General features: G+C 67.1%; 26 protein-coding genes. 10 read left to right on the top strand and 16 right to left on the bottom strand.

Annotation, left to right across the window (positions count from 1 at the left end; all coding sequences use genetic code 11):
* Positions 1–10 precede the first annotated feature (10 nt).
* Both ACVWZN_RS10515 and ACVWZN_RS10510 read right to left on the bottom strand, forming a co-directional pair.
* On the bottom strand, positions 11–2,050 hold the full coding sequence (locus ACVWZN_RS10515; RefSeq protein ID WP_456953768.1) for a glycoside hydrolase family 99-like domain-containing protein: 2,040 nt from the start codon (positions 2,048–2,050) through the stop codon (positions 11–13).
* A gap of 81 nt (positions 2,051–2,131) precedes the next feature.
* A complete protein-coding gene (locus ACVWZN_RS10510) occupies positions 2,132–3,760 on the bottom strand; it encodes a 4Fe-4S dicluster domain-containing protein (protein WP_456953767.1) in 1,629 nt (542 codons plus the stop codon).
* A gap of 89 nt (positions 3,761–3,849) precedes the next feature.
* Between ACVWZN_RS10510 and ACVWZN_RS10505 the strand changes: the two genes are divergently transcribed.
* A complete protein-coding gene (locus ACVWZN_RS10505) occupies positions 3,850–4,437 on the top strand; it encodes an alpha-ketoglutarate-dependent dioxygenase AlkB family protein (RefSeq protein WP_456953766.1) in 588 nt (195 codons plus the stop codon).
* A 108-nt stretch (positions 4,438–4,545) separates the two neighbouring features.
* On the opposite strand, the gene ACVWZN_RS10500 is transcribed toward ACVWZN_RS10505, so the two are convergent.
* Genes ACVWZN_RS10500 through ACVWZN_RS10480 form a run of 5 tightly spaced genes read right to left on the bottom strand, consistent with a single transcriptional unit; the run spans position 4,546 to position 8,404 of the window.
* A complete protein-coding gene (locus tag ACVWZN_RS10500) occupies positions 4,546–4,851 on the bottom strand; it encodes an antibiotic biosynthesis monooxygenase family protein (protein ID WP_456953765.1) in 306 nt (101 codons plus the stop codon).
* A 36-nt stretch (positions 4,852–4,887) separates the two neighbouring features.
* A complete protein-coding gene (locus tag ACVWZN_RS10495) occupies positions 4,888–5,511 on the bottom strand; it encodes an ABC-type transport auxiliary lipoprotein family protein (RefSeq protein ID WP_456953764.1) in 624 nt (207 codons plus the stop codon).
* A gap of 8 nt (positions 5,512–5,519) precedes the next feature.
* Positions 5,520–6,446, bottom strand: coding sequence for an MlaD family protein (locus ACVWZN_RS10490; protein ID WP_027081823.1), 927 nt, complete (start codon positions 6,444–6,446; stop codon positions 5,520–5,522).
* Between the two features lie 21 nt (positions 6,447–6,467).
* Positions 6,468–7,289, bottom strand: a complete 822-nt coding sequence (locus tag ACVWZN_RS10485) for an ABC transporter ATP-binding protein (RefSeq protein ID WP_456953763.1) — start codon at positions 7,287–7,289, stop codon at positions 6,468–6,470.
* A complete protein-coding gene (locus ACVWZN_RS10480) occupies positions 7,289–8,404 on the bottom strand; it encodes an ABC transporter permease (RefSeq protein ID WP_027081825.1) in 1,116 nt (371 codons plus the stop codon). The genes ACVWZN_RS10485 and ACVWZN_RS10480 overlap by 1 nt, the downstream gene beginning before the upstream one ends.
* A gap of 57 nt (positions 8,405–8,461) precedes the next feature.
* On the opposite strand from ACVWZN_RS10480, the gene ACVWZN_RS10475 reads away from it, so the two are divergent.
* Entirely contained in the window at positions 8,462–9,706 is a 1,245-nt protein-coding gene (locus ACVWZN_RS10475) for a threonine/serine ThrE exporter family protein (protein ID WP_456953762.1), read from the top strand.
* A 1-nt stretch (position 9,707) separates the two neighbouring features.
* Here the strand turns inward: ACVWZN_RS10475 and ACVWZN_RS10470 are convergent, their stop codons facing one another.
* From ACVWZN_RS10470 to ACVWZN_RS10455, 4 genes are all read right to left on the bottom strand, one after another.
* Positions 9,708–10,103, bottom strand: coding sequence for a YkvA family protein (locus ACVWZN_RS10470; protein ID WP_456953761.1), 396 nt, complete (start codon positions 10,101–10,103; stop codon positions 9,708–9,710).
* Between the two features lie 94 nt (positions 10,104–10,197).
* Entirely contained in the window at positions 10,198–10,578 is a 381-nt protein-coding gene (locus ACVWZN_RS10465; protein WP_456953760.1) for an H-NS histone family protein, read from the bottom strand.
* Positions 10,579–10,674: 96 nt separating this feature from the next.
* Entirely contained in the window at positions 10,675–12,390 is a 1,716-nt protein-coding gene (locus ACVWZN_RS10460) for a proline--tRNA ligase (protein ID WP_456954750.1), read from the bottom strand.
* A gap of 106 nt (positions 12,391–12,496) precedes the next feature.
* Positions 12,497–12,904 (bottom strand): DUF4124 domain-containing protein, encoded by a 408-nt coding sequence (locus tag ACVWZN_RS10455; RefSeq protein ID WP_051234677.1) that lies wholly within the window; start codon positions 12,902–12,904, stop codon positions 12,497–12,499.
* Positions 12,905–12,986: 82 nt separating this feature from the next.
* Between ACVWZN_RS10455 and pssA the strand changes: the two genes are divergently transcribed.
* From pssA to ACVWZN_RS10435, 4 genes are read left to right on the top strand one after another with little or no spacing between them, the layout of a single operon-like run.
* Positions 12,987–13,763 carry a CDP-diacylglycerol--serine O-phosphatidyltransferase gene (gene pssA / locus ACVWZN_RS10450; protein WP_456953759.1) on the top strand — a complete coding sequence of 259 codons (777 nt, stop codon included), beginning with the start codon at positions 12,987–12,989 and terminating at the stop codon, positions 13,761–13,763.
* Positions 13,760–14,020, top strand: coding sequence for a hypothetical protein (locus ACVWZN_RS10445; RefSeq protein ID WP_456953758.1), 261 nt, complete (start codon positions 13,760–13,762; stop codon positions 14,018–14,020). Before pssA ends, ACVWZN_RS10445 begins: the two co-directional genes overlap by 4 nt.
* A complete protein-coding gene (gene rimI / locus ACVWZN_RS10440) occupies positions 14,017–14,499 on the top strand; it encodes a ribosomal protein S18-alanine N-acetyltransferase (protein WP_027081831.1) in 483 nt (160 codons plus the stop codon). The genes ACVWZN_RS10445 and rimI overlap by 4 nt, the downstream gene beginning before the upstream one ends.
* Positions 14,500–14,531: 32 nt before the next feature.
* The gene (locus tag ACVWZN_RS10435) at positions 14,532–14,984 is read left to right on the top strand and encodes a hypothetical protein (protein WP_456953757.1); all 453 of its coding nucleotides are present in this window, start codon (positions 14,532–14,534) and stop codon (positions 14,982–14,984) included.
* Between the two features lie 21 nt (positions 14,985–15,005).
* Here the strand turns inward: ACVWZN_RS10435 and ACVWZN_RS10430 are convergent, their stop codons facing one another.
* The 4 genes from ACVWZN_RS10430 to ACVWZN_RS10415 form a co-directional block, all read right to left on the bottom strand.
* Complete coding sequence (locus ACVWZN_RS10430; protein ID WP_456953756.1) at positions 15,006–17,858, bottom strand: valine--tRNA ligase; 2,853 nt, start codon at positions 17,856–17,858, stop codon at positions 15,006–15,008.
* Between the two features lie 110 nt (positions 17,859–17,968).
* On the bottom strand, positions 17,969–18,373 hold the full coding sequence (locus tag ACVWZN_RS10425; protein ID WP_456953755.1) for a hypothetical protein: 405 nt from the start codon (positions 18,371–18,373) through the stop codon (positions 17,969–17,971).
* 56 nt (positions 18,374–18,429) lie between these two features.
* Entirely contained in the window at positions 18,430–18,855 is a 426-nt protein-coding gene (locus tag ACVWZN_RS10420; RefSeq protein ID WP_456953754.1) for a DNA polymerase III subunit chi, read from the bottom strand.
* 5 nt (positions 18,856–18,860) lie between these two features.
* Positions 18,861–20,345 (bottom strand): leucyl aminopeptidase, encoded by a 1,485-nt coding sequence (locus ACVWZN_RS10415; RefSeq protein WP_456953753.1) that lies wholly within the window; start codon positions 20,343–20,345, stop codon positions 18,861–18,863.
* Between the two features lie 156 nt (positions 20,346–20,501).
* Between ACVWZN_RS10415 and lptF the strand changes: the two genes are divergently transcribed.
* Positions 20,502–21,593 (top strand): LPS export ABC transporter permease LptF, encoded by a 1,092-nt coding sequence (lptF, locus tag ACVWZN_RS10410; protein WP_456953752.1) that lies wholly within the window; start codon positions 20,502–20,504, stop codon positions 21,591–21,593.
* Positions 21,590–22,690: an LPS export ABC transporter permease LptG gene (gene lptG, locus ACVWZN_RS10405; protein WP_456953751.1), complete on the top strand. Its 1,101-nt coding sequence runs from the start codon at positions 21,590–21,592 to the stop codon at positions 22,688–22,690. The genes lptF and lptG overlap by 4 nt, the downstream gene beginning before the upstream one ends.
* A 240-nt stretch (positions 22,691–22,930) precedes the next feature.
* On the opposite strand, the gene ACVWZN_RS10400 is transcribed toward lptG, so the two are convergent.
* Positions 22,931–23,383, bottom strand: coding sequence for an RDD family protein (locus ACVWZN_RS10400; protein ID WP_456953750.1), 453 nt, complete (start codon positions 23,381–23,383; stop codon positions 22,931–22,933).
* A gap of 12 nt (positions 23,384–23,395) precedes the next feature.
* Between ACVWZN_RS10400 and xerD the strand changes: the two genes are divergently transcribed.
* On the top strand, positions 23,396–24,388 hold the full coding sequence (gene xerD / locus ACVWZN_RS10395; RefSeq protein WP_456953749.1) for a site-specific tyrosine recombinase XerD: 993 nt from the start codon (positions 23,396–23,398) through the stop codon (positions 24,386–24,388).
* A gap of 457 nt (positions 24,389–24,845) precedes the next feature.
* Positions 24,846–25,679 (top strand): thioredoxin fold domain-containing protein, encoded by an 834-nt coding sequence (locus ACVWZN_RS10390; RefSeq protein ID WP_456953748.1) that lies wholly within the window; start codon positions 24,846–24,848, stop codon positions 25,677–25,679.
* The last annotated feature ends 41 nt before the right edge of the window (positions 25,680–25,720 follow it).

Raw genomic sequence — 25,720 nt, 5'->3', positions numbered from 1 at the left:
ATGCCCACCTCTATTCCCGCGCGTAGCTTCCGTTGCAGAGTATCCCTGGCAAATGAATCTCGCCGAGTTGTAGCTCATGGTGCTGCGCGAGTGCTGCAAAGATGCGTTCGATCGCGTGAGCGAGTGTCCCATCCAACTGTCCCGATTCTGCCTCAAAGTCGCTCGTCAGGAGAGGGGCATCTAGCAGAAGGTCGAGTGCCTTCATGCGAACCCAAAACATGCTGCCGGCAATGAAGAAGCCACGCGATAAGTTCGTTTCATCGATGCCGAGCAGCGAGCCCAACTGCCGTACCGCCTGCTCGTTGGCGCCCCAACAGTCCGTCAGCGGCTGGAATGCGAAACTTGGTGCCGCTATTCCCAAAGAGGGATTGTCCCGTAGGGCTGTGGTGAGGTGCTTTGTTCCTACTTCGGGTATGAGCGCACGGAGTAGCGCTCGCCTCCATTCCGCACCGTCAGCGCGCTGAGGCGAGCGCTTCGTGTGAAGCTTTAGCACCAAGTCATACCCTCGACTGCGGAGCGTACTTGCCACACGTAGGAAAGGGAGAATGTCTCTCCCCCGGTTCTCCATGACGGCGATTTCGAATACATCGAACTCAGCTTCGCAGATCGCTCTAACAGCGTCTGCGCGGTCCGGCGATGTCGTTACGACCACCTGCCACGGCACGTCGCACCGTCGAAGGCACGCTGCGATCTCCTCAAGTTCCTGTGGATACCATGCGTGGATGACCACGCACTGTCGGGAGTCCGAGTCACCGAAATCATGCAGGCGCGCCGACTTCCGAAGTGCGCTTCGGGTAGCGGCAAGCGTGGCATGCCCGCGAGCGAGGTCCGGCTCAAGAATGGCGCCTTCGGCCCACTCATTCCACGCATTGATGAACGTTATTTGGTGAGCAGCGCGACCGATCGCAGCTTCGACCCAGTCCTGATACTGAGCAAGCGCGAAGCGAATGAATGTCCGCCCAGTTCCCGGGCGTCTTGGTTCGTTGTCCCAGCCGCAGTTAACGCCAGGATGTTTGGGGTACGCATCTGTAGCGGTCGGCACCCGGCTAAGCGTTCTCCAGTCAAGAACTTGGCCCGCGTATTGGCGATTGATGAGTGCCTGCTGCGATGTAATGTCGCAAGAACTTTCCATGTTCGGCGGAAACTCCACCGCCGCATCAAATCCGATATCTCGCGGATCCGGACGTTCGAACGACTGCACGTACGCAAGGTGGATTTCACCGACGCCGTTCTGGCGGCACCACGTACGCCAGCGCTCTGCCGTCGCTTTCGGATCGGGCAACAGCATCGGTCGATACAGCAGCAGCATCGGCTTCCCGTCCACGCGCAGGTAGCGCGGGTCGCGGAGGTAGTCCGCGACGTATTCGATGAATGCGATGTCGTCTTCGGGCGAGTGATTCTGTGCGATGAGGAGGTCGTCATCGCGGCCATCCCAGCGGCGCGTCCAGTTTTCGTTGGCCCAGCAGAGGCAGTACTGGAAGTCGATGGACTTGTCGTTGAGCCAGTTGCGGACCGGCTCTTCCAGCAGTGTCTTGCCGCCGAACCAGTAGAAGTAGAAGCAGAACGCGGATAGGCCGTACGTCTTGGCCAGCTTGGCCTGGTCACGCATGACCTGGGGATTGCGCAGGTCGTAAAAGCCGAGATCGCCGGGCAAGCGCGGCTGTAGATGGCCTTCGAACTGCGGTAGCGCACGCGTGACATTGCGCCATTCGGTGAAGCCCTTTCCCCACCATTCGTCGTTCTCGGGAATGGTGTGGAACTGCGGCAGATAGAACGCGACGAGCGTTGCTGGCAGCGGATCGGGCAGTGGTTCTTCGCTGTATTCGACGTAGCCAATGCAACGTTCGTCGGCGCGAACGCGCGGCCGCCGTTCGTAGGTCGACGACACCTGTCCTTGCGCAGGCAACGGACGAACGGTTGGAAACTCGCGCAGGAATCGCGAGCGCAGCATGTCGCGCGTCGATTCTTTCATCGGCACCGCGCGGAACGCAGCGCGAAGTGCCTTGAACAGCGCGCTACGTGCGCGACGCGAGAGCGGTGGCGTCGTCATGATGTGCGCAGGCCCGTCAGTGCGACGAACGCTGTCGACTTACCCATACCATCCCGCTTGATCGACCGATTCGTCATCACGTCAAAGCATCTGGTAATTCGGCCCTGAGCCACCTTCCGGGGTGACCCAGTTGATGATCTCGTACGGGTCCTTGATGTCGCAGGTTTTGCAGTGCACGCAATTCGCCGCGTTGATCTGCAGTCGACGGCCTGCGCCTTCGCTCGACGCGTCCTCGACGATCTCGTAGACGCCTGCCGGGCAGAAGCGCGTGCAGGGGTTTCCGTATTCGACGGTGCAGCGCGTGACGCAGATCGAGGTGTCGAGCACCTTGAGGTGCACGGGCTGGTCTTCGTCGTGTTCGGTGGCGGCGAAGTAGACGCCTGCGAGGCGGTCGCGCGGTGCGAGGGTGCGGTCGCCCCAGTCCCGATCGGGTGATTCGTACTCGGCCAGTTTTTCCATCTGGCACCAGTCGGGCTTGTTGCGCAGCGTCCACGGCGACTTGCCGCGCGTGACGGTTTCCCACGCGGCGTTGAGCATGCCGAACCACAGGCCACGCTTGAATGCGGGCTTGATGTTGCGCACTTCGCGCAGCTCGGACATCGCGTCCGACGCACGCAGCTTCGCGTCCCAACCCTGCGGCGCGAGCTGCCTCGAGGCGAGATGTTCGGCGGCGAGCATGCCGGACCGGATCGCCTGATGCGTGCCCTTGATCTTCGGCACGTTGAGCAGGCCGGCGGTGTCGCCGATGAGGATCGCGCCGGGCATTTCGCAGGTCGGCAGCGACTGCCAGCCGCCCGTCACGATCGCGCGCGCGCCGGCCGACACGATGGTGCCGCCTTCGAGCAGAGGTTTAACGGAAGGATGGTTCTTCCACTGCTGGAAGGCTTCCCACGGCTTGTACTCCGGGTCCTTGTAATCGAGGCCGCTGACATAGCCGAGCGCGATGCGGCCCTTGTCGAGGTGATACAGGAAGCTGCCGCCGTAGGTCGCGTTGTCCGCCGGCCAGCCGAGCGTGTGCACGATCTTGCCCGGCGTGACGCGCTCTTCCGGCACCTGCCAGAGTTCCTTGATGCCGATCGAATACGTCTGCGGGTCGTGGCCTTCGTCGAGCTTGAACTGACGCACGAGTCGCTTGGTCAGATGGCCGCGCGCACCTTCGGCGAGCACGGTGACCTTCGCGCGGATGTCGATGCCCGGCGTGTAGCCCGACTTGTGCGAACCGTCCTTGGCCACGCCCATGTCACCGATACGCACGCCGATCACGGCGCCGCTCTCGTCGTGCAACGTTTCGCTCGCCGCGAAGCCGGGATAGATCTCGACGCCCAGCGCCTCGGCCTGCGGCGCCAGCCACGCGCACATCGCGCTGAGGCTGACGATGACGTTGCCGTGGTTGTTCATGCCCGGCGGCACCGGCAGCTTCCGCGCGCCCGTCTTGGACAGCAGCCAGAACTCGTCGTCGGTCGCCGGCACGCAGACCGGCGGCGGGTTGTCGCGCCAGTTCGGCAGCAACGCGTCGAGCGGGCCGGTCTCGATCACCGCGCCCGAGAGGATGTGCGCGCCGATGGTCGATGCCTTCTCGATCACGCAGACCGAGATCTCCGGGTTCAGCTGCTTCAGGCGGATCGCGAACGCCAGGCCCGACGGCCCCGCGCCGACGGTGACGACGTCGTACTCCATCACGTCGCGTTCGATCTCGGGGGTCTCGTTCATGGGGCTCTCCGCGTGCAGACCGGTCATTGTCGCGGTTCGCGCCGTGCGAGCCAATCGGAGCGCCTTGGGCTGCGTGCTAGCGTCGCCGGATGCTGCGACCGCTTGTGCTCCCGGACGCCGACGTCCGCCTCAATCCGGACTGGCTCGCGCCGGTGGAGTCGGCGGCACTGTTCGACGCGCTGCAGGACGGGGTCGCCTGGGAGAACCACCCGGTCCGCCTGTTCGGGCGCGAGCATCCCGCGCCGCGCCTGAGCTGCTGGGTCGGCGACCCGGACGCCACTTACCGCTATTCCGGCCTGCTGCGCGCGCCGCACCTGTGGACGCCGCCGCTCGCTGCGCTTCGCGATCGTCTGCGCTCCGAACTCGGCACCGACTTCAACAGCGTGCTGGCCAACCTGTACCGCGACGGCAGTGACGCGATGGGCTGGCATTCGGACGATGAACCGGAACTCGGCCCGGCGCCGGTGATCGCGTCGGTCAGCCTCGGAGCGACGCGACGGTTCGTGTTGAAGGCCCGTCGCGGCGACGAAAGTCTCGCGCTCGAGTTGCCGTCCGGCAGCCTGTTGCTGATGCAGGGCGCGACGCAGGCGAACTATCGCCACGCACTGCCGCGAACCGCGCGCCCGGTCGGGCCGCGGATCAACCTGACGTTTCGCGAGATTCGGGCGGTGCGTTAGTCGAGTGAAGAATGTCGAGGCGAATTCGCCGAACGTGCTGCATCCGTTCCGTTGCATCGCCGACATTCCGGAACCAACGCCGGTCGCGGCGGACGGGCGATCAGCGCGTCAACCGACCTCAGAAAACGCACCCAGCGATCGCTCGCTCACCGCGAGCCGTTCGCATTCGCGATCCAGCTGTTCGTACTGCTCACCGAATGCAGCGCGAAACGCATCGAACGCCTGCTCGTCATGCCATCGGTCGACGGTGACGTAGCGATCGGGCGACGTGCGGTCCCGCAGAAGCAGCGTCTCGACATGGCCGTCGGCTTTCCGGAAAAGCTGCACCCACGTGCCGCGCGGACCGTAGTGACGTTCGAATTCCGCATGCTGCCCGGGCGCAACGTGGAACTCCCAGATGTACGCGTAGCTCATCGTCGGCTCCGCCGTCGAACGTCGCTCGAAATGACTTTAGTGGCGCCCGCTCATCGACATCAGCGTCCAGCCGGCGACGTCGCGATCCAGCTTCACCATCGCGCGATCGAACGCATCGACCACCTGCGGCACCGCGGTGCTCGCCGCGGGCTCGACAGCGATGAACGTGCGCGATGCCAGCACGTCGGCGGCATCCGGGCGCAGCAGCTTCGCGCTGACTTCGATCGTCGCCTGCGGCAGCGCGCCGCCGGCGTAGTCGGCTTCGAAGCGACGCACGTCCAGCAGCAAACGATAATCACCGTTGACGCCAGCACCGGAGCGCGCAGCCGCGCGCAGCTTTCCGGATTCCTCGAACGTGCGCAGCAGCGAATTGGTGAGCATCTCGGACGGACGCTGCGCCCACACGCCTTCCTTGTAGACCTGCAGTTCCTGCGGCGTCGGGCGTACCGCGATGCGCAGGCTGTCGTAGGGACGCGCGATCTGCACCGGTGCGATCGTCAGCTGCGCATCCACGCGCGGCCACGATGCATCGGGTGCGACCGTTGCCATCGGCGCGAATTGCTGCGGCGGTTCCTTCTTGCCACCGAGGATCGAACACGCGGGCAGCGCGAGCACCGCGGCGAGCGCGATCACGCGGGCAAAGGACGTCTGGGTCGACATGCGCGCACTCATTTGGGTTCGAATTCCTTCGGGCGATCGCGACCGAGCAGGTAACTGGTCGGGCCGTTGTCGAGGCGGTCGGTGACCTGGCGCAGGTCGCGCACCAGTGCACGCAACTCGGTGAGCGTCGGGCCGACCTGGCCGAGCCCGTCGTTCGCGAAGCTGTGGATGGCCGCGCGATTCTCGTTGACGATGCCGTTCGCGCCATTCGCTGCCGACTGCAACTTGTCGAGCGTGCCGTCGAGCTTGTTGACGAGGCCCGGCAACTTGTTCGCGAGGTCGCGATCGACGTCGTTGACGACGCCATGCGCCTGCACCAGCGTCGCATTGAGTTCGGCGCTCGATGCCTTCGCATTGACGATGATCGCGCGCAGGTCTTCGCGCTCGGCCGCGAGCGAACCGGTCAGCTGGTCGATGTTGTTGAGCGTGTTCGACACGTGCGCGACGTTCTTCTCGCTCAGCACCTGGTCGAGTCGCGCGACGAGCCGGTTCGCGGTGTCGGCGATGTTCTGCAGCGCGGACGATTCGGTGACGATCACCGGAATGTCGCGATGGTCGACAGTCACCAGCAACGGTGCGCGCGGGCTGCCACCGGTGAGCTGGATGAAGGGCGGCCCGGTGATGCCGCTCTGCGACATCTTGGCGCGCGTGTCGGTCTTGATCGGCGTGTCGGACTGGATCTTCAGTGTGGCGAGCACGCGTCGCGGATCTTCCGGCGCGAGTCGCAGGCTTTCAACGGTGCCCACCGAAATGCCGTTGTACTGCACGGAACTGCCTTCGGACAGGCCGGTGACCGGCTCGTTGAAGACCACCGAATATTCCTGCCAGTCCTTCTCGGACGAGTACTTCGCGGCCCACAGCGCGAACAGCAGCAGCACCGCCGTCACGATGATGGTGAAGGCGCCGATGAGGACGTAATTGGCCTTTGTTTCCATGGGCGCGGTCCTGTGATGCGGTCAGTCGTTGCGGGTGCGATCGCGCCCGGCCTGCGCGGCACGCGCACGGGGGCCGTGGAAGTACTCGCGTACCCAGGGGTGGTCGAGCTGCTCGATCTCCTCGATCGGCGCGGTCGCGATCACCTTGTGGTCGGCGAGCACGGCCACCCGGTCGCAGATAGCGTAAAGCGTGTCCAGATCGTGTGTGATGAGGAACACCGTGAGCCCAAGAGCCTGCTGTAGCGTGCGGATCAGGTGATCGAACGCCGCGGCGCCGATCGGGTCGAGGCCCGCAGTGGGCTCGTCGAGGAAGAGCAGTGGCGGATCCAGCGCCAGCGCACGCGACAGCCCGGCGCGCTTGCGCATGCCGCCCGACAGCTGCGACGGAATCTTGTCGACCGCGTCGGCGGGCAGGCCGGCGAGCTTCACCTTCAGCAGCGCGATCTCGCGGCGCAGCGAATCGGGCAGGTCGCGGTGGTACTCCTTCAGCGGCACTTCCACGTTCTCGCCGACGGTGAGCGACGAGAACAGCGCGCCGTCCTGGAACAGCACGCCGGTATTGCGTTCGATGTGGCGCCGCGCCTTGAGGTCGCTGGTGCGTGCGTCGACGCCGAGCACTTCGATTTCGCCTTCGTCTGGCGTGCGCAGTCCGAGGATGGATCGCATCAGCACCGACTTGCCGGTGCCCGAACCGCCGACCACGCCGATGATCTCGCCCGGCATGACGTCGAGGTCCAGCCCGTCGTGCACCACCTGGTCGCCGAAGCGATTGACCATGCCCCGCACGCGGACGATGGGGGCGGGCGCGTCGCGCGCGTCGTCGGTCGCGTCATTCGTCGCCATTAGATGTCCATCACCATGAACCACAGCGCGGCGACGGCATCGAGGATGATCACCAGCGAAATCGCCTGCACCACGGCGGACGTCGTGCGTTCGCCGACCGACTGCGCAGTGCCTTCGACCTGCAGGCCTTCAAGACAGCCGACCAGCGCGATGATCATCGCGAACAGCGGCGCCTTCGCGAGGCCCACCCACATGTGACGCACTTCGATCGTGTCCTGCATTCGCGCGAGGTACTGCTGCGGCGGGATGTCGAGTGCGTAGGCGCCGACGGTAAGGCCGCCGAGCAGGCCGGCGATCATCGCGACGAACGTGAGCAGCGGAAGCATCGTCAACAATGCCAGCACGCGCGGAATGACGAGTAGGTCGATCGGGTCCATGCCCAGCGTGCGGATCGCATCGACTTCCTCGCGGCTCTTCATCGCGCCGATCTGCGCGGTGAATGCGCTCGCGGTGCGACCGGCAAGGATGATCGACGTGAGCAGCACGGCGAACTCGCGCAGGAACGACACGTTGACGAGTTCGACGACGTAGATCTCCGCGCCGAAGTCGCGCAGCACGTTCGCGCCGAGGAACGCGACCACCGCGCCGACGAGGAACGAGAGCAGCGCAACTAGCGGCGTCGCATCGAGGCCGACCTGCTCCATGTGGTGCACGAGTGCGATCGGGCGGAAGCGCGAGGGCTCCTTGATCGTGCGCACCATCTTGACCAGCACTTCGCCAAGGAACGCGACCAGCGCCATCGCTTCCTTCGCGTTGTCCTGCATCGCGAAACCCAGGCGCCCGAGCGCGGCGACGAGGCCGTACTCCTTCTTGCGTTTGGGGCGCTCGTCGGCGACGTCCTCGATGGCCGCGACCAGCGCGCGGTGTTCGTCGCGGAACGCGAACGAATCGAATTCGACGCCGCAGCGCCTGGACCATCGCAGAAGTTGCAGCACGCCCAGCGAATCGAGTCGCTCGATGCCGCGCGCGTCGACCTGCTGCACCGGGCAGGGCGCGTCGGCGAGCGTGTCGCCGATCTGCACCGCGTGTTCCAGTGTCCAATGCCCGCCGAGGCGCACGCCGCCGTCATCGGCGCCGGCGTCGAGGGTAGGCGGGCTTGTAGTGGGTTCGGTCATGCTCGCGGCGGAGCATACCGGCTCGGCCGTGCGGGGAAGGCATGCGATCCTTCACCCATGACCGCGCCCCTCAGCGAAGCCGCCTACGTCGCGCGAATCGACTTCATGGTCGAGCTCGCGTCGCGCCTGCACCGCTACGGCACCACCGCCGAGCGCCTCGAGGGCGCGCTGATCGCCGTGGCGTCGCGGCTGGGGCTCGACTGTGAACCGTGGTCGAACCCGACGGGCCTGATCCTCACCTTCGGCGATCCGGGCCGCGCGACCGGCCTGCGCGACATCACCCGCGTGCTGCGCCTCGCGCCGGGCGACGTCGACCTGCATCGCCTGTCCGAAACGGATCGCATCGCGGAAGAAGTGCTCGCGGGCACGCTGGATGTTGGCGATGCGCGTGTGCAGATGCGTGCGCTCGACATGCCGCCCACGCGCACGATGCGCTATGCGGAAGTGGTCGCGTTCGGCCTCGCTGCGGCGGCAGTCGCGGGGCTGCTGCGATTGCCGTGGCTCGACATCGGTGTCGCCGGACTCACCGGCCTGCTGATCGGCGTGCTCGACCTGCTCGCGGAGACGCATCCGCGCGTGCGTGCGGGCTTCGAGGCGCTGTCGGGCATGCTCGCGGGCACGATCGCGGTGCTGGTCGGCAGCTTCATCGCACCGCTGAACCAGAACACGGTGATCATCGTCTCGCTGATCGTGTTGTTGCCGGGGCTCGCGCTCACCAATGCGGTGAACGAACTCACCGGCCAGCAACTCGTGTCGGGCACTGCGCGTTTTGCGGGCGCGCTGACGACAGTGCTCAAGCTCGCGATCGGCGTGCTCGTCGCGGTGTATGCGCTCGAGGTGTTCGGGCTCGACCCGGTCGCGCGTGCATCGCGCCCGCAGCCGGCGTGGATGGAATGGATCGCGCTCGCCGTGGCGTCGTTCGCGTTTGCGGTGCTGTTCCGCGCGAGTTATCGCGATTACCTGCGCGTGATGGGCGCCGCCGCGGCGGGTTACCTGATCTCGCGTTTCGTCGGCTCGACCGTCGGCAGCCCGGCCGGCGTGTTCATCGCCGCGCTGTCGATCACCGCGATGGGCAATGCCTACGCGCGCTGGTGGCACCGTCCGGGCGCGATCATCCGCGTGCCGGGCATCATCACGCTGGTTCCCGGCAGCACGAGCATGCGCGGGCTTCTAAGCCTGATGCAGAGCCAGGATGTCGGCGCCGGGCAGAGCGCGGTACTCGCGGTAATGAATGCGCTCGCCGCGCTCGTCGCCGGCCTGCTGTTCGGCAACCTGCTGCTCCCGCCGCGACGCAATCTCTGACTCAGGCGCGGCGTGCGTGCCAGAGGCCGTAGCCCCACAACACGACCAAGGCGATCGCGACGACCCAGATCACGGCAATGACGATCGCCATGCCGCGACTCGTCCGCCGCGCCGCCATCTCCGCCGCGCGCGCATGCGCATCGGCTTTCACCTCGGCCGGCAGCCAGCGCATGACCAGCGCGATGCCGAGCGGGACGATCAGCAGGTCGTCGAGATAACCGAGCACCGGGATGAAATCGGGAATCAGGTCGATCGGGCTCAACGCGTAGGCCGCGACGCCCAGCGCGAACAGGCGCACCGCCCACGGCGTGCGCGGATCGCGTGCGGCGAAGTACACGACCAGCGTGTCCTGTTTGAGTGCGCGGGCCCAGCGGCGAATGCGCGAAATCATCGACATGGCCCGCAGGTTCCGGGCGCGGTGGTGAGTATTCGATGAGCCGGAAACGACGACGCCGGCACGAGGCCGGCGTCGGGAAGCGATCGCGCTGCGATCAGCGGATCAGGAAATCGTCCAGCACGCGGCCCTTGCTGGTATGCGCCTGCAGCCAGCGCGGCTGCTTGCCGCGACCGCTCCAGGTCTCGTTCGCGTTGTCCGGGTTGCGGTACTTCGGCGCGACCTTGGTGCCGGCCATCTTCGACGGCTTGCGCGTGCCCTTGGCGCGCGGCTCGGCCGTGGAGGACGCAGTGCCGGGGCCACTGCGCGTGCCGAACAGTTCGCTGATCGAATAACCCTCCGCACGGGCGATCTGTTCGAGGCGGGTGCGCACCGTCGCGATCGGCTTGCGCTTGCTCAGCACGCTGCGGCGCTTCTTGGCCTGGTTGATCAGGGCCTCCAGTTCCCTCGCGGACATGCTGTTCAGATCGACTGCCATGCTGCTGCCTCCAGTTACCGAAAAGAAAATGGGCCGCCCGATCGCGGACGGCCCATCGTAACCATCGATATTAATCGCGTAAATGCGCGCAGATAATCAGGCGCCGGTGACGTGCGCGATCGCGGCGTCGCGATCGAGCTGTTCGGCCTCACTGGCGCGACGATGGCGGTATTCGTACGTCCCCGCCTGCAGGCCACGTTCGGACACCACGATGCGGTGCGGGATGCCGATCAGTTCGATGTCCGCGAACATCTGGCCCGGGCGCAGGCCGCGATCGTCCAGCGCGACGTCGACGCCGGCCTTCTGCAGGTCGCGATACAGCTCGAGCGCGGCGTCGTTCACCGCATCGCTGTTCTTCGGGTTGATGACGCAGACCACCGCCTGCCACGGCGCGATCGCGTCCGGCCAGATGATGCCGGCGGCGTCGTGGTTCTGCTCAATGGCCGCGGCGACGATGCGCGACACGCCGATGCCGTAGCAGCCCATCGCGGGCGTCGCGGCCTTGCCGGTTTCGTCGAGCACGGTGCACTTCATCGCCTCGGCGTACTTGCGGCCGAGCTGGAACACGTGGCCGACCTCGATGCCGCGCGCGATGCCGAGCGTGCCCTCGCCGTCCGGCGATGCGTCGCCTTCGACGACGTTGCGGATGTCGGCGACAAGCGCGGGCTCGGGCAGGTCGCGGCCCCAGTTCACGCCGGCGATGTGGAAGCCGTCCTCGTTCGCACCGACGACGAAGTCCGCCATCGCAGCGACCTCGCGATCGGCGACGACGAAGATGTCCTTCGTCGGTGACAGCGGGCCGAGGAAGCCCGGCGATGCGTTGAGGTGCGCGCGGATTTCGTCTTCGGTCGCGAGGCGGTATTCGGTCATGCCCGGCAGCTTGGCCAGCTTGATCTCGTTGACCGCGTGGTCGCCGCGCACCAGCGCGAGCACGAAGCGCGGATTGTTTTCGGGGTCGACGCCCATCGCGGCGATCGACTTCACCGTGCGCATAAGCGGAATGCCCATCAGCGCGGCGACGTCCTCGCAGGTCTTCTGCGTCGGCGTGTCGATCTTGCGCATGCCTTCGGTCGCGGCGGGGCGCGGAGCCGGCGCGGCGGCTTCGGCACGCTCGACGTTCGCCGCGTATTCCGAGCCGGTCGAGAAAGCCAGCGCGTCCTCGCCCGAGTCGGCAAGCACGTGGAACTCGTGGCTCATCGCGCCACCGATCGCACCGGTGTCGGCGACCACGGCACGGAACTTCAGCCCCAGGCGCGTGAAGATGCGCCCGTAGGTGTCGTACATGTTGCGGTATTCGCGTTCGAGGTCCGCGTCGGTCAGATGGAAGGAGTAGGCGTCCTTCATCAGGAACTCGCGCGCGCGCATCACGCCGAAGCGCGGGCGGATCTCGTCGCGGAACTTGGTCTGGATCTGGAAGAAGTTGACCGGCAACTGCTTGTAGCTCGACAGCTCCTGGCGCGCGAAGTCGGTGATGACTTCCTCGTGCGTCGGGCCGTAGCAGTACCAGGCGTCCTTGCGGTCCTTGATCTTGAGGAGCTGGCCGCCGAATTTCTCCCAGCGCCCGGTCTCTTCCCACAGCTCGCGCGGCTGCACCGACGGCATCAGCATTTCGATCGCGCCGGCGTTGGTCATTTCGTCGCGGACGATGCGCTCGACCTTGCGCAGCACGCGCAGGCCCAGCGGGCTCCACGTGTACAGGCCGACGGCCAGCTTGCGGATCATGCCCGCGCGCAGCATCAGCTGCTGGCTGACGATGTCCGCGTCGGCGGGCGTTTCCTTGGTGGTGTGGAGATGGAACTGCGACAGGCGCATCGGCGGGACTTCACGCACGGAAAGAGCGGCATTCTGCCACGCGGTGCGCGGCAGCCGGCCCGATGCGTCGATGGCATCGCGCGTCGCGCAGGGCGACGCGCGCGGATCAGCCCTGCTTGGCGGTCGCCACGCTGGTCGACGGCGCGTTGCAGTACAGCTCGACCTGGCCTTCGGCCACCTTCAGGCGCGCGGCGCGCTCGGCGGCGGTGAGTTCGCGGTCGGCCTTGCCGTCCTTGTCCTCGTCGACGCCGACCTTGCCGTTGCCCTGCAGCAGCGTGAGGTTGCTGCGCGAGTTGCTGCAGTCGGAATTGGCGACCGCCTTGGGCGCGGCCGGGGCAACCGGGTGCTCGCCGAAGGTGCGGGCAGCCATCTTCTGCCCGGCCGGCGGTGCGTCGGCGTAGTGGGTCACGCCCTTGGCGTCCTTCCACGTATAGACCTGACCGGCCACGGCGGGCAGGGCGGCGACGAAGAGGAGCGGGAGGGCGAGGCGGGCGAGAGTCGAGAGCCGGCGCATGTCGGCGTTCCAGTAGGTAAAGGGGGATCCCGGTCCGATTGCAGCACCGCCGGGGCGACGGGGCAAGCGATACACTGAACAAATGGAATCCATGCCACCGCCCGCGCCGGCCCGACCGCGCGCCCGCGGCATCTATCTGCTGCCGAACCTGTTCACGACCGGCGGCATGTTCGCCGGCTATTTCGCCGTCATCTCGGCGGCCCAAGGCCGCTTCGCGGACGCCTGCATCGCGATTTTCGTGGCGGCGATCCTCGACGGGCTGGACGGCCGGGTCGCCCGGCTGACCAATACCCAGAGCGAATTCGGGGTCCAGTACGACTCGCTGGCCGACCTGGTCAGCTTCGGCGTCGCGCCGTCGCTGGTCATGTATCACTGGGCGTTGTCGTCGCTGCGGCTGGACGGCGCTACCCCCGGCAAGCTCGGCTGGATCGGAGCCTTCCTCTACGCCGCCTGCGCCGCGCTGCGACTGGCGCGCTTCAACGCACAGGTGGGGCAGGTCGACAAGCGCTGGTTCATCGGGCTGGCCAGCCCGGCGGCGGCCGGTCTGGTCGCGAGCTTCGTCTGGAGCTGCACCGAATTGCAGTTCGACCCGCGCGACCTGCGCTACGTGGCGCTCGGGGTCACTGTGTTCGCTGCGCTGTTGATGGTCAGCCGCATGCGCTATTTCAGCTTCAAGGGCGGCGGGCCGCGCAACGACCGCGTGCCGTTCCTCGCGATCATCGTGGTGGTGGCGGTGCTGGTGGCCGTGGCGATCGATCCGCCGATCGTGCTGTTCGCGGTGTTCGCGTTGTATGCGCTGTCCGGGCCCGGCTACTGGCTGTGGCGACGCACGCGTCGCACCGTCGAGGTCGCGGCGTGAGCCTGCCTTGGAGCGCGCAGCAGATCGAATGGCTGCAGGCGATGGGCCTCGAGGTGTTGCAGCGTCCGATGGATGCGCCTGCGTCTATTCGGTCCGCGACGTCGTCGACTGATGTGCCGGCGGGGCTGATGCGCGCGGCACGCGGGGTCGATGTCGCATCGCTCGTCGCGACGCATGGCATGCCGCGCGACGTCGCCACGCGTCGCGCGTTGTGGCGGGCGCTGCGTCCGCTTCGCAAGGCGGCGCGTAGCGCATGAGTGCGCAGCCGTCCGCGAGCAGTCGTCCGGCGTCGCTGCGGCCGATGCGCGAGCAGGACGTCGATGCGGTGTTCGACGTCGAGCGTCGCGCCTATGAATTCCCGTGGACGGCCGGCATCTTCCGCGACTGCCTGCGCGCGGATTACCTCGCGTGGGTGCTCGACGTTGGCGGCTCGATCGCGGGCTACTTCCTGCTGAGCCTCGCGGCTGGCGAAGCGCATGTGCTCAACATCTGCGTCGCGCCGGAATTCCAGGGGCAGGGCCATGGCCGACGCCTGCTGCGTTCGCTCGTGCAGCTCGGCCGTTCGCGCGGCGCGCAGCGCATCTTCCTCGAGGTGCGACCGTCGAACCGCGGCGCGATCAAGTTGTACGACGAGGAAGGGTTCAACGAGATCGGGCGCCGACCGCGCTATTACCCGGCGCGCGATGGTCGCGAGGACGCGATCGTGATGGCGATGGAACTGCTGCCGCCGGAGTAGGATCGGTGTTCGGTCACCGCAACGGATCTGCCATGCGCCGCATCTGCCTGTACCTCCTTTCCGCCCTGATCATGCCCGGCATCGCCTCCGCGGCGGTTCCCGTGCTGTCCGGCTATCCCAGCTGCGCCTACGATCGCCTCGGCAACGTACGCGCGTCCGATGGGCGTCGGCCCGACGGCAGCCCCGACGACGACCGGTTGCGCCTCGTGAACTACGCCAGCGTGTTCGGCCGCCTTTCAGATCAGGCGGAGAAGCTCGGCGCGAACGCCGTGGTGGCCAATACCCATGAGGCGGCGTTCTATACCAGCGGTGGCAAACGCTCTGCTCGTCCGGTGTATGTGTCGATCAGCGGTGGCGCGATCCGGCTGAAAGATCCCGAGAAATGCCAGGCGGCCGTCATGAGCGCCGCCGCGATGCAGGAACGCGCGTTCCACGGCGACGTCCAGCAGATCTCGCTCGACCGCTCGCAACCGCCCACCAACTGACGGGCGCTGCGGGCGTCTAGCTCAGCCCAGCTTCGCTCGCTGCGCAGCAAGCGCGTCGCGCTGCGACGCCCAGTCGATCACGCGCTTGCGTTCCTGCTCGACTACTGCCGCGGGTGCGTTGTTGACGAACGTGTCGCTCGCGAGCTTGCCCTGCGACTTCGCGAGCTCGCCTTCGACGCGCTTGATCTCTTTGTCGAGACGCGCACGTTCCGCGCCGAGGTCGACCAGGCCTTCGAGCGGCACGAGCAGCTTGAGTTCGCCGACAACGCCCGCCGCCGATGCCGGCGCGGCGTTCGCATCGTCGATAACGTCGATCGTTTCCAGCTTGCACAGGAAGCGCAACTGCGAATCGAAACGGCGTGCGCGTTCGCGGTCGGTCGCGTCGCCACCGGCAAGCAATAGGGTGACCTGCTTCGACGGTGCGACGTTGAGTTCGCTGCGGATGCGGCGGACGGTCGAGATCACCGCCTTCAGCCATTCGACCGCGACTTCGGCCTGCGCATCGGCGTCCGGAAGTTCGGCAGCGCGTGGATACGGTCGAAGCATGATCGTCGTTTCTTCGATGCCGAGCTTCGGCGCGACGGCTTGCCAAAGCTCTTCCGTCACGAACGGAATCAGCGGATGCAGCAGCGACAGCAGCCGCTCGAGCACGAACAGCAGCGTGTGACGCGTACTGTTCGCGGCGTCCGCATCGTCGCCATTGAGCGCCGGCTTCGCGAGTTCGACGAACCAGTCGCAGAACTGGTTCCAGGCGAATTCGTACAGCGACTGTGCGAGCAGGTCGAAGCGGTAGTCGGCGAAATGCTGTTCGGCTTCCGCCGATGCGCGCGCGAGCTGCGGGAGGATCCAGCGCTCGGCGTCGGTGGTCGGCTGCGGCACACCCGAGGCGCTGAAGCCTTCGGTGTTCATCAGCACAAAGCGCGTCGCGTTCCACAGCTTGTTGCAGAAGTTCTTGTAGCCCTCGGCGCGGCCGAGATCGAACTTGATGTCGCGGCCGTGCGTGGCCAGCGCGGAGATGGTGAAGCGCAGCGCGTCGGCGCCGAACGCGGGAATGCCGTTCGGAAATTCCTTGCGCGTCGCCTTCTCGATCTTCGGCGCGTCCTTCGGGTTCATCAGCCCCGTCGTGCGCTTGGCGATGAGATCGTCGAGCGAGATGCCGTCGACGAGGTCGATCGGATCGAGCACGTTGCCCTTCGACTTCGACATCTTCTGGCCCTGCGCATCGCGCACCAGGCCGGTGATGTAGACGTCCTTGAACGGCACTTCGCCGGTGAAGTGGTCGGTCATCATGATCATCCGGGCGACCCAGAAGAAGATGATGTCGAAGCCGGTGACGAGCACGCTCGACGGCACGAAGCGGTCGAAGCCGCGCTCGGCCATCAGCTCCCCGTTCGGCCAGCCCTGCGTGCTGAACGGCCACATCGCGGAGGAGAACCACGTCTCCAGCACGTCGGTGTCCTGCGTGAGCGGCATCGTCGCGTCGATGCCGTGCTTCGCACGCACTTCGGCTTCGTCGCGGCCCACGTAGACACGGCCTTGCGCGTCGTACCACGCGGGAATGCGATGGCCCCACCAGAGCTGGCGCGAGATGCACCAGTCCTGGATGTTCTCCATCCAATGGCGGTAGGTGTTGATCCAGTTCGGCGGGACGAACTTCACTGCACCGCTTTCGGCGAGTTCCAAGCCGCGCGCGCCGAGCGTGTCCATCTTCACGAACCACTGGTCCGTAAGGTACGGCTCGATCACCTGGCCGGTGCGATCGCCGCGCGGCACCTGCAGCTTGTGCGGCTTGGTCTCGATGAGCAGGCCCTGCGCTTCGAGATCGGCGAGCACGGCCTTCCGTGCGTCGAAACGGTCGAGCCCGCGATAGTTCTGCGGCACGCCGGTTTCGTCGGCAAGCACGCCGTCGAGGATCTTCGCGTCCGGCGTAAAGATGTTGATCAGCGGCAATGCATGACGCTGGCCGACCGCGTAATCGTTGAAGTCGTGCGCCGGCGTGACCTTGACGACGCCGGTTCCGAACGCGCGATCGACGTAGTCGTCGGTGATGACCGGGATGCGGCGACCGGTCAGCGGAAGCTCGACGAACTTGCCGTGCAGTGCGGCGTAGCGTTCGTCGTCCGGATGCACCATCGCGGCGGTGTCGCCGAGCATGGTTTCCGGGCGCGTGGTCGCGACGACGACGTAGTCGCGCATTTCGCGCAGCACCTCGACGCCATCGGCATCGCGCTCGACGTATTCGTAGGTGACGCCATCGGCGAGCGGATACGCGATCGACCACAGCGAGCCGTCTTCTTCCTCGTTCACCACTTCGAGATCGGAGATCGCGGTCTTCAGCACCGGGTCCCAGTTGACCAGGCGCTGGCCGCGATAGATCAGGCCCTGCTCGTGCAGGCGCACGAACGCTTCGCGCACCGCGTCGGCGGCCATCGGATCCATCGTGAAGACGCTGCGCGTCCAGTCGCCCGACGTACCGAGCCGGCGCATCTGCCGCTCGATGGTGTCGCCGGACTTCTGCTTCCACTCCCAGACCTTCGCGATGAAACCCTCGCGGCCGAGCGTGTCGCGCGATTCGCCCTTGCCTTCCAGCGCGAGGTTGCGCGACACGACCATCTCGGTCGCGATGCCGGCGTGGTCGGTGCCCATCTGCCACAGCACGTCGAAGCCGCGCATGCGGTGGTAGCGGATCAGCGCGTCCTGCAGCGTGTGCTGGAACGCGTGGCCCATGTGCAGCGTGCCGGTGACGTTCGGCGGCGGCAGCAGGATGGAGTAGGGCTCGCCGGTTCCGCGCGGCTTGAACACGCCGCTGGCCTCCCACTGTTGGTAGAGGCGCGTCTCGAACTGGGTGGGGTCGTAACCGGGGGCGAGGGACATGGCGGCAAACAGTCGGCGCTCCGCGGTGCGGAGCTGTGAAAAATGCGGGTGCGGCGAAGTACGCCACGCGGACTGCGCAGGATACCGGACCGGCTCTTGCGGTCGTCGGGTCAGTCGGACAGATAGCCCTGGTGGTACGGCGGGCCGCAGCGTCGGATGACCTGCAGGTCGGTACCGGCCGGGGCGATGCCCAATGCGCCGCCACCGAACTCGATGGGCCCTCCGACGCGATAGCGCCTTTCGGTGCCCTCGCGATGCAGGAAGTACCCGTGCTCGTCGTAGTCCAGGCGCGTGTTCTTCGACCACAGCACGGTGCGGGTTTTCCGGCCGCTCTTCACCCGCACGCAGCCGCGGTCGACGACCAGAACGCCGTACTCGCCGGCGGTCAGCGCGATGGCCTGCAGGCCGCGCGGCGGTGGCGGTTCCAACGGTAGAAGCGGTTCGGCGGGCGGCCCGTGCGTCGTGCACCTGGCCACCAGTGTCGCCACCAGAGCGATGGCGAGACGTGACTCCATGTCGTGTCTCCAACGAACTGCGGTGGAATGCGAAGCGCGCGGCTACGCGTCGCGCCTCACATATCGTGCTTCTTCAACTCCAGCCCACGCGACTGGTACTGCTTCCAGCGCTCGCGCAGCGGCCCGCGGGACGACTCGTCGGCGGGCACGACTTCCAGCACGCGGTCGAATGCGCCATCGACCGCCGCGTCGCGCAGGTTGATCACCAGCGGGCGCAGGGCGACGTCGGTATCGGGCGAGGCGATCAGCACTTCGGCTTCCTCCTCGTCCTCTTCAGCGCCCGCGATCTGGTGCGGGATGTAGACCTCTTCGCCCATGTCCCAGAGCAGGTCGTCCAGCGCTTCCGCCTGCTCCTGCGAGCGCGCGAGCACCAGCGTCGGCAGGCCGGCGTCGAACGCCTTGCGGGCGAGCTCGCAGACCAGGCGCAGCGGCTCCGAGCGGAACCGCGGCGTGGTGATCAGGTAGAAATCGGCGCGTGCCATCCCGATCACGCCTGCGCGGCGCGATCCATCAGCCACTGCGACAGCAGGCCGACGGGGCGACCCGTCGCCATGCCGCGCTTGCCTTCGTCGTTGGCGACGCCGGCGATGTCGAGGTGCGCCCAGCGCTGGCCTTCGGTGAAGCGCGCGAGGAAGCAGCCCGCGGTGATCGCACCGGCCCAACGGCCGCCGATGTTGTAGACGTCGGCGAAGGTCGATTCGAGCTGCGTCTGGTACTCGTCCCACAGCGGCAGGCGCCAGGCGCGGTCGAACACCGCCTCGCCGGCGTCGACGAGTTCGGCCGACAGGTCGTCGTCCTTGGTCATCAGGCCGGTGGCGTACTTGCCCAGCGCGATCACGCAGGCGCCGGTGAGCGTGGCGACGTCGACCAGCGCGGCCGGCTCGAAGCGCTGCGCGTAGGTCAGCGCGTCGCACAGGATCAGGCGGCCTTCGGCGTCGGTATTTCCGACTTCGATGGTCTTGCCCGACATCGAGGTCAGGACGTCGGACGGGCGATAGGCATTGGCGTCGGGCATGTTCTCGACCGCCGGCACCACCACGGTGAGGTTGATCGGCAGCTTCAGCCCGACCGCGGACACGAACGTGCCCATGACCGTCGCGGCGCCGCACATGTCGAACTTCATTTCCTCGACGCCGCCCTGCACCTTGAGGTTGATGCCGCCGGTGTCGAAGGTGATGCCCTTGCCGACCAGCACGTAGGGCTTCGCATCGCCGGCGCCGGTGTACTTGAGGACGATGAGCTTGGGCGGGTTCGCCGAGCCGCGCGCGACGGCCAGCAGCGAGCCCATGCCGAGCTCTTCCATCTGCTCGCGGTCCAAGACTTCGCACGAACACTCGGCGAAGCGCGACGCGAACTCCTGCGCCTGCTGCGCGAGGTAGGCCGGGTTGCAGATGTTCGGCGGCAGGTTGCCGAGCTCGCGCGCGAACTGCACGCCCGCGGCGATGGCACGACCCTGCGCGAGCGCCTGCGCGTCGTCGCTGGCGACGGTGAGGCGGGTCAGGCCGGGCTCGATCTTGGCGCGCGACTTCTCGCCGAGCGTCGCGGTGTAGCGGTAGGCGCAGTGGTCGGTGCAGGCCACGGCCTGACGGATCGCCCAGGCGGTGTCGCGACCCTTCACCGGCACCTGCGGCAGCGTGGTGACGGCATGCGCCACCGGGCCTGCCTTCAGTGCGCGCGCGGCGTCGCCGACCGCCTTGATGTATTGCGGGACGCCGAACTTGGTCGAATCGCCGAGGCCGACGACCAGCACGCGCGGCGTCTTCACGTCCGGCAGGTCGTGCAGCAGCGCGGTCTTGCCCGCCTTGCCGCTGACGTCGCCGCGCTCGATCAGGGCCGACAGGCGCCCGTTGCTGGCGCGGTCGATCGCCGTGGCGGCCTCGCTCAGGGACTTGTCGGCGAACACGCCGACGACGATGCAGTCCGCGGCAACGGACGCAACGGCGTCGGAGGTGAGATCGAATTCGAGGGCCATCCAGGGTTCCCGGGGGTGTGAAAGGGGATTTACGTACAATCGCCGACCCTTGTGGGCCGCAGCCGGCAGTCGATGCCGGCCCATGATCCCGAACGCGCCGGAAAAGCGCCGCGACGGGCCGTTGAACGAACGACGAGTCTAAAACAGCCCCCGCGAATGCTGAAATTCGATCGCTACCTGCTCTCCGAATTCGTCCAGGCCGTGCTGGCGACCACCCTCGTGCTGCTGATGGTGGCCTTCGGCGCGGTCTTCGCCGACGTCTTGCGCGACATCGCCGAGGGCCGCTTCCCCGCGGACATGCTGCTGCCGCAGCTGGGCCTGCTGTTCCTCAACTGGCTGCCGATCATCCTGCCGCTGGCGCTGATGCTGGGCCTGATGCTGGCGCTGGGCCGGCTTTATCGCGACTCGGAGATGCCGGTGCTGGCGTCGGTCGGCATCGGCCCGAAGCGCATGCTGCGCCCGCTGATCGGGCTGGTCGCGCCCATCGCGATCATCATCGCCGTCTGCTCGTTGTGGCTCGCCCCATGGGCCGAGCGCACCTCCAAGCAGATGGTCAACGAGGCCACGCGCAACCTGCTGGTAGCCGGTCTCGAGCCCGGCCGCTTCACCCCGATCGGCAGCGGCGGCGTGGTGTTCGTCAGCCGCATGTCGACCGACGGCACCAAATTCGAACGCGTCTTCATCTATCGCCAGAAGAACGATCGCCTCGACGTGACGACCGCGAACGCCGGCCATCTCGAGGTCGACAACGACGGCCACCGCATCCTCGTGCTCGACAACGGCTTCGAGGTCGAAGGCCCGCGCCAAGGCCCGAACCGCGACTACCGTCTGATGCGCTACCGCGCTAACGAGGCCGAGATGCCGGCATCCAAGGGCCGCTACGACCCCGATGACCCGCGCATGCTGTCGACGCCGCGACTGATCGCCGATGCGCGCCCCGCCGCCAAGGCCGAGCTGCATTCGCGCATCGCGCCGCCGCTGCTCGCGATCGCGTTCGCGCTGCTCGCCGTGCCGCTCGCGCGCAGCTCGCCGCGTGAGGGCCGCCTCGGCCGCATCTCGGTCGGCTTCCTGATCTATCTCGTCGCCACGATGCTGTCGCTGGCCAGCGTCAACTGGATCACTCGCGGCAAGATCCCGGTGGGGCTCGGCCAGTGGTGGCTGGTGCTGCCGCTGCTCGCGCTGGGTGCGTGGATGTATTCGTTGGACGGTCGCATCCGTGCGCCGCGCCTGCGTGGAGCGACGCGATGAAGCCGTTCCCGAAGATCCACGATGTCTACGTCGCGCGCGCCGTGCTCGGCACCGTGCTGCTCACGTGGATGGTGCTGCTCGGCCTCGACGTCATGCTCGCGCTGGTCAACGAGGTCGGCGACATCGGCAAGGGCGACTACGGCTTCGGCAAGGCGGTCGCGCATGTCGCGTACACCGCGCCGCGTCGCGCCTACACGCTGTTTCCGACCGCCGCGGTCATCGGCGCGCTGATGGCGCTGGGCCAGCTCGCATCGTCGTCCGAATTGACGGCGCTGCGCGCGGTCGGCCTGTCGCGACGCCGGCTCGGTGTCAGCGTCGCCGGCGCGGTCGCACTGCTCACGCTACTGATGGTGTTGAACGGCGAGACGCTCGGCCCGTGGGGCGATCGCATGTCGAACATCGTCAAGCAGACGGCGACCAATCGCGACACGGTGGTGGCGCGTTACTCCGGTCTGTGGGCGCGCGAGGGTGAAGTCATCCTCAATGCGCAGGGCGGGCAGGAGCGCAGTGAGAACGGCAAGCAGTGGCTCGAATTGCGCGACGTGCGCCTGTACGAATTCGAGACCGACGGCCGACTGAAGTCGATCTCGCATGCGGCCGTCGCCGAGCATCGCCCCGGAAGTTGGCTGCTGCGCAATGTCGAACGCACGCTGTTCGACGCGAAGTCCGTGCGCACCGAGACGATTCCGGAGCAGCAGTGGGCATCGCGCCTCGATACCGCGGCACTGACGGCTGACCTCGACAGCCCGCGCTATCTCGCATCCAACGAGCTGCGCGACGCGATGGAATACCGCGAGCGCAACGGCCTCGACGCCAACGAGTTCGAAGAGCACTACTGGGGCCGCTGGTTCTATCCGCTCAACGCGCTCGCGCTATGCCTCGCCGCGGTGCCGTTTGCGTTCGGCACGCTGCGCAGTGGTGGTCTCGGACGCCGGCTGTTCCTCGGCATCGTGTTCTCGCTCGGCTTCTGGCTGGTGCAGGAAGTCTTCGTCCGCGCCGCGCGCGCATTCCAGATGGACTACCGCGTCGCGTATCTGGCGCCGACGCTGCTGATGATCGTGCTGTCGGCGGTTCTGTTCAGACGGCGATCGGGGTAGTCAGGACCGCTTGCGCGGCACTGCCGCGCGGTCCTTGCGACAGACGAACACGCATTGCCGCGCGGGCGTCGCGAACGCACGCCGCGCTGCGGCGGGCCGGGCGCGCGCGGTAGTGACGATGCGAAAATAATTGCAGTCGCCTCACCGGGTCGCGCCGAACTTGTTACGCGCGCACCGACTTCAATGAACTAACCAACGGTCGAGCGACGCGCCGCCAAGTCTTCTGACGACATCGCACGCTCAACGTTTGGCAATTCGCTCCACCCGCGAACCACTCGCCCGGTCATGCCATGTCAGCCGGTCGCGATCGAACCACGCCCACCAGAAGCCCAGACCGCCGAGCAGCAGCGACGCCGTGCCCACGACGTAGCGTCGAATCAGCGCACTTCGATCGACGACGCCATCGATTCCGACCACGCGCAGTCGCCACGCACGCATACCGAGCGTCTGCCCGCCACGCGACCAGCTCACCACCGCGTACACGCCGGCGATAAGCCAGCACACGATCCACAACAGCAATGCCGGCCATGACACCGGCCGCACATAGGCACGCTCGCTGTGCATGACGATCGAATAGCCGACGTTGAACAGCAGCGACGTGACCATCCACAGCGCGGCCACGGCCCAGAAGTCGTAGAAAAGCGCGAACAGGCGCCAGCCGATCCAGGGGCGCGCGGAAGAAGTCGATGCCATGCGATCAGGATAATGGCTAAGCTGCCGCGTATGGATGCGGATCGGGGAACGCGACGCGCCGGCGCGGTCGCTGCGCGGCGACAGGCGGCGAGGGCGCTGCCGGAACTCGGCGCGTCGGACGCGCAACTGATCGATCGCCATCTCGATGCGATCTGGGCGGAAACCGGCCTGTCGACCTCGTCGCGCGACAGCTACCGGCGCGACCTTGCCGGCTTCGCGCGATGGCGCGGTCGCGATGGTGCACTCGCCGCCGCGATGCCCGCCGATCTTTCCGATTACCTCGCCAGCCGCGCACGCGACGGTTACTCGCCGCGCAGCAATGCGCGACTGCTCTCGGCGTTGCGTGGCTTCTTCGCGTGGTGCATCCGCCAGCGCCTGCGCAGCGACGACCCGACCGCGTTGCTCGGCACGCCGACGCTGCCGCGCCTGCTGCCGAAAGCGCTGACCGAATCACAGATCACCGCGTTGCTCGCCGCGCCCGATGTCGAAACGCCCGTCGGCCTGCGCGACAAGGCGATGCTCGAACTCATGTACGCGACCGGCCTGCGCGTCAGCGAGCTGGTCGGTCTGCCCGCGCAGTCGGTGAATCTGCGGCAGGGTGCATTGCGCGTCACGGGAAAGGGCAGCCGCGAGCGCCTCGTGCCGATGGGCGAGGAAGCGCAGCACTGGCTCGAACGCTATGCCGCGACCGCGCGCCCGTCGCTGCTGGGCAAGGGCCGCACGTCGCCGTTCCTGTTTCTCGACGCGAACAGCGAGCCGCTCACACGCCAGCGTTTCTGGTCGACGGTGAAACGCATGGCAGCGGTCGCCGGCATCGACCCCGCGCGTATCTCGCCGCACGGCCTGCGCCACAGCTTCGCAACGCACCTGCTCAACCACGGCGCCGACCTGCGCGCCTTGCAGATGCTGCTCGGCCACAGCTCGCTCTCGACCACGCAGATATACACGCTGGTGGCGCGGGAGAAGCTCAAGCAACTGCATCGAATGCATCACCCGAGAGGGTGACGGCAGGCCGCTTACGCGGCACTGCCGCGTGGCCTGCCGGAACGCCCGCCGCGCTGCGGCGGGCCGGACGATCGCCCAAGTCGAGTCGCGACAAGAAAATCGATAGCGAGGACGGCATCGCCGCGTGGCACGCCGAACGCCCGCCGCGCTGCGGCGGGCAGGGCGATCGCCCAGGTCGAGTCGCGACAAGAAAGTCGATAGCGATGGCGGCACTGCCGCGTGGCGCGCCCAACGCCCGCCGCGCCGCGGCGGGCTGGACGATCGCTGAAGGCGGGTCGCGAAAGAAAGCCGGTAGCAATGGCGTACGGTCCCGCGCGTCCTTTTTCACGCCCGCCACGCTGCCGCCACGAGCACGCAGTCCCACACCCACCACCCACTGAACCCAGAAACCTGCTCTCACGGCCGCTCCCCACCCGCATGCAACAATCCGGGCTCCCTGCAGCATTCCCGGGTTCCGATGCGTCCTCTCCGTTCCTCGATCCTCCTCGCCGCGCTCGGCGTTGCCAGCCTCGCCGCCTGCGCGAAGGTTCCGTCGGACAGCGCCGCCAAGGCCGCCACGCCGCTCGCGCGCACCGCCGGCTCGACCGTCGAGGCCAAGCCGGCTGCCGGTACGCCAGACGCACGCGCTATCGAGGCCATCCACAAGCTCGAGCCGCGTGCGGTGGTCGAGCACGTGGGCAGCGCGCCGATGCCGGGCTTCCGCGAGGTCGTGGTCGGCGGGCAGGTCGCCTACGTGAGTGACGACGGCCGCTACATGTTCGTTCCCGGTTCCGGCGGCGCGCTGTACGACACCGCCAAACAGGACAACCTGACCGAGGCCTCGCTTGGCCACCTGCGCCAGAAGCTGCTTCAGCAGATCCCGGCGAGCGACCGCATCGTGTTTTCGCCGCCGAACCCGAAGCACCGCGTCACCGTGTTCACCGACATCAGCTGCGGCTTCTGCCGCAAGTTCCACAGCGAGATCGCCGACTACAACCGCCAGGGCATCGCGGTCGAGTACGTCGCGTTCCCGCGCGCGGGCATCGGCAGCGACGACTACCGCCAGATGGTGTCGGTCTGGTGCTCGGCCGACCGCAAGAAGGCGCTGACCGACGCCAAGAACGATCGCCCCGTGCCGCAGCGCAGCTGCAAAAGCCCGGTCGACATGGAATACGACATCGGCCAGCGCGCCGGCCTGACCGGTACTCCCATGGTGATCGCCGCCGACGGCACGCAACTCGGCGGCTACGTCCCACCGGACAAGCTGCGCGAGATCCTCGACAAGATGGAGCCGGCCAAGCCGGCCGGCTGAACCGGGCGCCCGCCGCAGGCGGGTACAATGGCGGGCCCTGC

Source organism: Lysobacter sp. HA35, from assembly GCF_054061195.1.
This window is presented reverse-complemented; position numbering and strand designations above follow the sequence as displayed.